Raw genomic sequence first — 7,899 nt, 5'->3', positions numbered from 1 at the left:
CGGGACTGCCCCGGAAGCGAAACCGCAGGCCGCAGGGCCGCGAACCGCCCCGAACGCGGACCGGATCGGAGCGAAACCGCAGGCTGTAGGCCGCGAGCCGCCCGGAACCCGGACCGGCTCGAAGCGAAACGGCTAGCCCCAAGCCGCAGGCCTCAAGCCGCCAGCCGCCAACCGCCAACCGCCCGGAACGTGACCGGCTCAGCTAGCCCCAAGCCGCAGGCCGCCAGCCGCAGACCTCGACCTGTGAACCGCAGGCCGCGAACCGCCCGGAACGCGCGAACGGCTCGAAGCGAAACCGCTAACCCAAGCCCCACGCCGCTAGCCGCTAGCCGCTAGCCGCGTGGAACGCAGACCGGCTCGAAGCGAAGCCGCAGGCCGCCAGCCGCCCGGAGCGTGACCGGCTCAGCTAGCCCCAAGCCGCAGGCTTCGAACCGCGAACCGCGAGCCGCCCGGAACGCGTGACCGGCTCGAAGCGAAGCCGCAGGCCGTAGGCCTCGAGCCGCCGGCCGCAGGCCTCGATCTGCGAACCGCGAGCCAGGAGCCATGAGCCACCCCAACCCGTGCCCGCCCCAGTCAGGACCGGCGGCGCTTCTTCGACGGGTTGCCGGTGCGGCGAGTTGTGCGCTTCTCGTGCCGGGTCACGGCCGTCTCGTACTCCTCGCGGTGGAGTTTCTCCCCGGGGGCCTCGGTGAGGGAGCGGAAGAAGTAGGCGAGGAGGGAGCCGACGAAGCCGATGCCCAGGAGGCCGCGGAGGGAGGCCTGGCGGTCGGGGTCGGGGCGTTTTTTGAAGCTCTCCCAGGTGTGGCCGAAGGCGAGGGCGCTGCACACCGCGAACATCACGATGACGAGGAGGGTGACGAAGCTGCCGACGTCCGCGATCTGGAGGCCCTGGTAGGCGAAGCGGAGGATCAGGCAGGAGGCGACCGCGGCGGCGAGGGAGCCGGCGGCCGCGGCGAGGCGGCGCGGGGTGTAGCCGTTGTCGTGGTTCACCCAGGTGGTGCCGAAGAAGCGGAGGGGCTCGGGGCGGGGGCCCGCGCCGGTCTCTGTGCCCGGAGAGCCCGCGCCGGTGTCCTGGGTGCCGTTTTCGTCGCTCACGGGACGATTATGGCTCCGGGGCCGGCGCGGGCTCCGTCGGGGCTCAGCCGCAGCGCGCGGCCAGGTGGCCGTCGCTGCCCGGGTTCACGTACGCGTCCGCCGCGTACTCACCTCGGTGGGTTCAGGAGCAGCGGGGGCGGACGTAGCCGTCGCTGCCGGTGTTCACATAGGCGTCGGAGACGTACTCGCCGTCGTCGATGTTGTCCCAGATGTTCGTCGTGCCGTAGTAGCCCGTCACCGTGGTGCCCGGCGTCTGGCAGTAGATCGGGACCTGGGAGCCCTCGGCCAGGACGCGGACGATGGTGTAGCCGGTGCCGGGGCCGCTGCGGACGTTGACGCGGGTGTTGGGTGCTATGGAGTAGTAGTGCAGGGCCGCGGCGGCCGTCGTGACGGCTTCCGTCGTGGCTTCGCCCTCGGCCTCTGGTGCGCGGTCAACAGACATGAAAAACCTCCCCCGTTGGACCCCATGACTGCCATGGGGCAACGATGATTCCCTCAAATCACGCCACGAAACACATGTGCGCAATTCGCACGCGGACGTCAGCAAGCCGCCTCTGTCGCGTACGGGTCATCGACTAGGCTCCGTGCGTCGCGCGCGCGGACGATCAGCACGGGGGTGGACCCATGGCGCCACAGCGCAACACCGGAGCGGGCGCGGAAGCGGAACTTCCCGAGTACGCCGGTCACTACCGCCTGCAGTCGTGCCTGGGCTCCGGCGGCATGGGCGTGGTCCATCTCGCGGAGAGCACCTCCGGGATGAAGGTCGCCGTGAAGGTCGTCCACGCGGAGTTCGCCCAGGACCCCGAGTTCAGGGGCCGGTTCCGGCAGGAGGTCGCGGCGGCCCGGCGGGTCAGCGGGGCCTTCACCGCGCCGGTCGTCGATGCCGATCCGGAGGCCGAACGGCCCTGGATGGCCACGTCGTTCATCCCCGGTCCGACCCTGTCCGAGCATGTGAAGCGGAACGGTCCGATGGCGCCCGGTGAGTTGCGCCGGCTGATGGCGGGACTGGCCGAGGCGCTGCGTGACATCCACCGGGTCGGTGTCGTCCACCGGGATCTCAAGCCGAGCAACGTACTGCTCGCCGAGGACGGGCCGAAGGTCATCGACTTCGGTATCTCGCGGCCGAAAGACAGCGAACTGCGCACGGAAACGGGCAAGTTGATCGGCACGCCGCCGTTCATGGCACCGGAGCAGTTCCGGCGGCCGCGAGAGGTCGGGCCGGCCGCCGACATCTTCGCGCTCGGGTCCGTCCTGGTGCACGCGGCGACGGGGCGCGGTCCTTTCGACTCCGACAGCCCGTACGTCGTCGCCTATCAAGTCGTCCACGACGAGCCGGACTTGGCCGGTCTGCCGGAGAATATCGCGCCGCTGGTGCTGCGTTGCCTCGCCAAGGAGCCCGAGGACCGGCCCACGCCGGACGAGCTGATGCGTGAACTGCGGTCGGTGTCGGCCTCGTACGACACGCAGGCGTACATACCGTCACAGCGGGCCGGTGTCACCCCGGTGGCGGAGCCCCCCGCCGCAGAGCCCGAACAGCCTGAACAGCCCGGACGGTGGCGCGGGAGACGGTTGCGCAAGCGGGTCGCGCTCGGGGCGGGTGCGCTCGGGCTGGCCGCGATCGGCACGCTCGCCGCGCTCCAACTGTCCGACGACAGCCGCCCGACACCACAGGGCGCCACCCCGCACACCACGCCCAGCGCCGTGTTCGGCGGGTGGAAGACGGCACCGGTCTCCAAGCAGAGCACCCCCCAATGTTCCTACGGGGCGGGGAAGTTGTTCTGCGCGCAGCCCGGGGTGGTGTTCGCCCTGGACCCGTCCGACGGCCGTCTGCTGTGGCGGCACGCCGTCACCACGACCCGGACGGGCGGGCCGCCGGTCCTGTCGGGTGGCCTCGTGCATCCCGCGCTGGACGACGGCCGGCGTCTGGAAGCCCTCGATCCCGCCTCGGGCAGGACGCGTTGGCAGCAGACCGTACCCGCGGAGACCGGGCTGGCGGAGGCCGGAGGTGTGCTCCTGCTCACCCACGCGGACGGCACGGTCACGGGCGTGGACGGCGCTTCGGGCGTCGAGAAATGGAGCCACCGGATTACGGGCCAACAGGCGCCCTACTTCGCCTCGTTCACCGGGGACACCCTGGCGTACGCGACGAACACGTCGGCGGACGGGTCGAGCACGCGGGTGACGGCGGTCGATCCGGAGACGGGTGAGGTGCGCTGGGACGCGCGGCTGAAGGGGTCGGTGCAGCCCGTCGGCACGGCGGACGGGTCCGTCTTCCTGCTCTCGGTCGACACGGTCTACGGGGCCACGCAGGCCGTGGTCCGCTACACCCCGGAGACCGGAGCCACGCGGCGCGTGACGCTGCCCGTGCGGCTCGACCAGGCCCGTGCGACCGTCCGCGGGAACGTCGTCTACCTCATGGGAACCGGTGGATCGATGACGGCCGTGGACATGGAGACACGGAAGCGGCTGTGGGGTCTGGAAACGGCCGTACTACGGAGCTCCACGCCGGTCACGGACGGCAGGCAGGTGTACGTGACCGCGGCGGACGGGCGGCTGCTCGCCGTCGATGCCCGTGTGGGCCAGCTCGTCGGGCAGACCCCCGCGCGCCTCGACTCCAACTCGGACCGGATCAGCGCGGCGCTGCCCGAACCCGTCGTAGCCGACAACCGCGTCTACGCCGCCGCCCCCGACGGCACGGTCTTCGCCGTCAACTCCCTTGCTCCCGGGGCCTGGTAGCCGTAGCAACGCGAACTGCCTTACGCCCGGGGCCTGGTAGCCGTAGCAACGCGAACTGCCTTACGCCCGGGGGCTGATGGTCGTAGCGAGGCGAACCCCCTTACCGCCGCGGCCCGGTAGCCGTAGCGGGGCAGCAAAAGGGCCGCCCCCGTCGGAACGGAGGCGGCCCCAGGAGCAGTTGTGCCTCAGCCGAGCTTGCTGACGTCCCGCACCGCGCCGCGGTCCGCGCTGGTGGCCATCGCGGCGTACGCGCGCAGGGCGGCCGAGACCTTGCGCTCGCGGTTCTTCGGGGCGTAGCGGCCGTCCAGCGCGGCCTCGCGGCGGGCCAACTCGGCGTCGTCCACGAGGAGTTCGATGGAGCGGTTCGGGATGTCGATGCGGATGCGGTCGCCGTCCTCGACGAGGGCGATGGTGCCGCCGGACGCCGCCTCGGGCGACGCGTGGCCGATCGACAGGCCCGAAGTGCCGCCGGAGAAGCGGCCGTCGGTGATCAGGGCGCAGGTCTTGCCGAGGCCGCGGCCCTTGAGGAAGGACGTCGGGTAGAGCATCTCCTGCATACCCGGGCCGCCCTTGGGGCCCTCGTAGCGGATGACGACGACGTCGCCGTGCGTGACCTGTTTGTTGAGGATCTTCTCGACGGCCTCTTCCTGCGACTCGCAGACGACCGCCGGGCCCTCGAAGGTCCAGATGGACTCGTCGACGCCGGCCGTCTTCACGACGCAGCCGTCGACGGCGAGGTTGCCCTTGAGGACCGCGAGGCCGCCGTCCTTGGAGTAGGCGTGCTCGGCGGAGCGGATGCAGCCCTCGGCCGCGTCCTCGTCCAGCGCCTCCCAGCGCTCGGACTGGGAGAAGGCCTCGGCGGAGCGGACGCAGCCCGGGGCCGCGTGCCACAGTTCGACGGCCTCCGGAGAAGGCGATCCGCCGCGCACGTCCCACGTCTTCAGCCAGTCCGCGAGGGACGGGCTGTGGACGGAGTGCACGTCCTCGTTGAGCAGGCCCGCGCGGTGCAGTTCGCCGAGCAGGGCGGGGATGCCGCCGGCTCGGTGCACGTCCTCCATGTAGTACGTGCGGCTCTTCGCGACGTTCGGGGCGACCTTGGCGAGGCACGGGACCCGGCGCGAGACCTCGTTGATCTCCTCCAGGCCGAACGCGACGCCCGCCTCCTGCGCCGCCGCCAGCAGGTGCAGGATCGTGTTGGTGGAGCCGCCCATCGCGATGTCGAGGGCCATGGCGTTCTGGAAGGCCGCGAAGGTGGCGACGTTGCGCGGCAGGACCGTCTCGTCGTCCTGCTCGTAGTAGCGGCGGGTGATGTCCATCACCGTGCGGGCCGCGTCCTGGTACAGGCCCTTGCGGGCGGTGTGCGTGGCGAGGACCGAGCCGTTGCCCGGCAGCGAGAGGCCGATGGCCTCGGTCAGGCAGTTCATCGAGTTGGCGGTGAACATGCCGGAACAGGAGCCGCAGGTCGGACAGGCGTTCTCCTCGATGTTGAGGACGTCCGCGTCGGAGATGCTCTCGTTGGCCGCGTCGACCATCGCGTCGATCAGGTCCAGCGTGCGGACCGTGCCGTCCTGGAGCGTGGCGCGTCCGGCCTCCATCGGGCCGCCGGAGACGAAGACCGTCGGGATGTTCAGGCGGAGCGCCGCCATGAGCATGCCCGGGGTGATCTTGTCGCAGTTGGAGATGCAGATGAGGGCGTCGGCGCAGTGCGCCTCGACCATGTACTCCACGCTGTCCGCGATCAGGTCGCGGGACGGCAGGCTGTAGAGCATGCCTCCGTGGCCCATCGCGATGCCGTCGTCGACCGCGATGGTGTTGAACTCGCGCGGGATGCCGCCGGCCGCGGTGATCGCCTCGCTGACGATCCGGCCGACGGGCTGCAGGTGGGTGTGGCCGGGCACGAACTCGGTGAAGCTGTTCGCCACCGCGATGATCGGTTTCCGGCCGATGTCCGCACCGGGTACACCGGAGGCGCGCATAAGGGCGCGTGCGCCCGCCATGTTGCGGCCGTGGGTGACTGTGCGGGACCTCAGCTCGGGCATCGTCGCTCGCTCCTTCAGACAGATAGGGCTGCTATTGAGCGTACGCCGGTCATCCAGGGGGCGGACACGGTGTCCGTATCGCGGGATGCCTGTCTCGGCGTACGGCGGCTCAGGGCCCCGTCAAGTGGCCCTGCACCACGGGCGCGACCCGCGCGATGATCTGCTCCGGATCGGCCGAGGCCAACGGTTCGACCTTGATCACGTACCGCAGCATGGCCGTCCCCACCAGCTGCGCCGCGGCCAGCTCGGCGCGCAGTTCCGCGTCCGGGACGTCCAGCTGGGCGGCGACCCGGCCCAGCACCTGGGCGACCACGAGCCGACGGAAGACGGCCGCGGCGGCCTCGTTGTTGACGGCGGACCGGACGACCGCAAGCAGCGGTTTACGGGTGGCTGGGTTCTCCCAGACGCCGAAGATGAAGCGGGTCAGCCGCTCGCCGACCCCGTCCAGCGGCCCGTCGGCGACCGCCTCCGGCGCGTTGGCCGCCGGGGCGAAGGCGACCGCGATGGCCACCTCGAAGACCTGCTCCTTCGTACCGAAGTAGTGATGAACGAGCGCCGAGTCGACTCCTGCCGCCTTCGCGATCCCGCGCACGGACGTCTTCTCGTACCCCCGCTCGGAGAACTCCTCCCGGGCCGCGGCCAGGATGCGGTCGCGGGTGTCGGCGGCTTCCGTACGAGGGGGCCGGCCCCGGCGCTTGGCGGTGGCGTCGGTCACCGCCGGGGCACCTTCACGGCCGAGGCCAGATGCAGCCGCGTGAAGGCGAGCGCCTCCGCGAGATCGGCCTCGCGTTCGGCGCCGGACATCGCGCGCCGGGTGTTGACCTCGATGACGACATGGCCGTCGAAGCCGGTCGTCGCGAGCCGTTCCAGCAGCTCGGCGCAGGGCTGGGTGCCGCGCCCGGGGACCAAGTGCTCGTCCTTGTTCGAGCCGTTGCCGTCCGCGAGATGGACATGCCCGAGACGATCACCCATCCGCCCGATCATCTCGGTCGCGTCGGTGCGGGCGGTCGCGGTGTGGCTGAGGTCGATCGTGAAGTGCCGGTAGTCGTCCTGCGTGACGTCCCATTCGGGGGCGTAGGCGAGCATCTCGCGGTCGCGGTAGCGCCACGGGTACATGTTCTCTACGGCGAACCGCACATCCGTCTCGTTCGCCATCCGCCAGATCCCGCTGACGAAGTCCCGCGCGTACTGGCGCTGCCAGCGGAACGGCGGATGCACCACGACCGTGCTCGCGCCGAGCTTCTCGGCCGCCGCCTGGGCGCGCTGGAGCTTGATCCACGGGTCGGTCGACCACACCCGCTGCGTGATGAGCAGGCACGGCGCGTGCACGGCGAGGATCGGGACCTGGTGGTAGTCGCTGAGTCTGCGCAGCGCCTCGATGTCCTGGCTGACCGGGTCGGTCCACACCATGACCTCGACGCCGTCGTAGCCGAGGCGCGCGGCGATCTCGAAGGCCGTCGCCGTCGACTCCGGATACACGGACGCCGTGGACAGCGCGACCTTCGCATCCGGGATGCGCACGACTGGTTCTGCCACGGAGGACAGACTACGGGGCGGCGCTTTGCGCGGGGGAGCCGGTTGCTGTCCCCGCCCTGTGCGGGGTACGGCAACCGGCCATCTCCGGCGCGGGGCCGCGTTGTGGCGATACTTCATGCGGGTCTGATACGTCGGGTGCGGGGTGGGTGTTCAGCAGGGGCAGGCGTGGGGGGAGTTGGGCGGGGGCGCAGGGCGCGGGCGGGCGCGTGTGGCAGCGGCCGGTGCGCGCGGGGGCGGTGGGTTGCGCCCGGCGCGTGGCGGGCGGGTGGACGGGCTGCGGGTGGGGACAGGCGCGTGCATCAAGGGCGGGTGAACGCGCTGCGGGTGGGGACAGGCGCGCGCACCAAGGGCGGGCGGACGCGCCCCGGGCGGGGACAGGCGCGCGCACAAGGGCAGGCGGACGCGCCCCGGGCGGAGACAAGCGCGCGCACAAGGGCAGGCGGACGCGCCCCGGGCGGAGACAAGCGCGCGCACAAGGGCAGGCGGACGCACT

6 protein-coding genes are annotated in these 7,899 nt (G+C 71.4%); 1 reads left to right on the top strand and 5 read right to left on the bottom strand.

The window, feature by feature from the left end; genetic code table 11:
* Positions 1-573: 573 nt before the first annotated feature.
* A complete protein-coding gene (locus SSP08S_RS54210) occupies positions 574-1,095 on the bottom strand; it encodes a hypothetical protein (RefSeq protein WP_019075993.1) in 522 nt (173 codons plus the stop codon).
* A 121-nt stretch (positions 1,096-1,216) separates the two neighbouring features.
* Complete coding sequence (locus SSP08S_RS54205) at positions 1,217-1,537, bottom strand: SH3 domain-containing protein (protein ID WP_019075992.1); 321 nt, start codon at positions 1,535-1,537, stop codon at positions 1,217-1,219.
* Positions 1,538-1,719: 182 nt separating this feature from the next.
* Between SSP08S_RS54205 and SSP08S_RS54200 the strand changes: the two genes are divergently transcribed.
* The gene (locus SSP08S_RS54200) at positions 1,720-3,831 is read left to right on the top strand and encodes a serine/threonine-protein kinase (RefSeq protein ID WP_019075991.1); all 2,112 of its coding nucleotides are present in this window, start codon (positions 1,720-1,722) and stop codon (positions 3,829-3,831) included.
* A 185-nt stretch (positions 3,832-4,016) separates the two neighbouring features.
* On the opposite strand, the gene ilvD is transcribed toward SSP08S_RS54200, so the two are convergent.
* The 3 genes from ilvD to SSP08S_RS54185 all read right to left on the bottom strand — a co-directional run bounded on the left by ilvD (position 4,017) and on the right by SSP08S_RS54185 (position 7,406).
* Positions 4,017-5,870: a dihydroxy-acid dehydratase gene (gene ilvD, locus SSP08S_RS54195; protein WP_019075990.1), complete on the bottom strand. Its 1,854-nt coding sequence runs from the start codon at positions 5,868-5,870 to the stop codon at positions 4,017-4,019.
* A gap of 109 nt (positions 5,871-5,979) precedes the next feature.
* A complete protein-coding gene (locus tag SSP08S_RS54190; RefSeq protein ID WP_019075989.1) occupies positions 5,980-6,585 on the bottom strand; it encodes a TetR/AcrR family transcriptional regulator in 606 nt (201 codons plus the stop codon).
* Positions 6,582-7,406 carry a sugar phosphate isomerase/epimerase family protein gene (locus tag SSP08S_RS54185; protein WP_026179638.1) on the bottom strand — a complete coding sequence of 275 codons (825 nt, stop codon included), beginning with the start codon at positions 7,404-7,406 and terminating at the stop codon, positions 6,582-6,584. Before SSP08S_RS54185 ends, SSP08S_RS54190 begins: the two co-directional genes overlap by 4 nt.
* Positions 7,407-7,899: the final 493 nt, after the last annotated feature.

Source organism: Streptomyces hokutonensis (assembly GCF_000376565.1).
Lineage (GTDB): Bacteria > Actinomycetota > Actinomycetes > Streptomycetales > Streptomycetaceae > Streptomyces > Streptomyces hokutonensis.
This window is presented reverse-complemented; position numbering and strand designations above follow the sequence as displayed.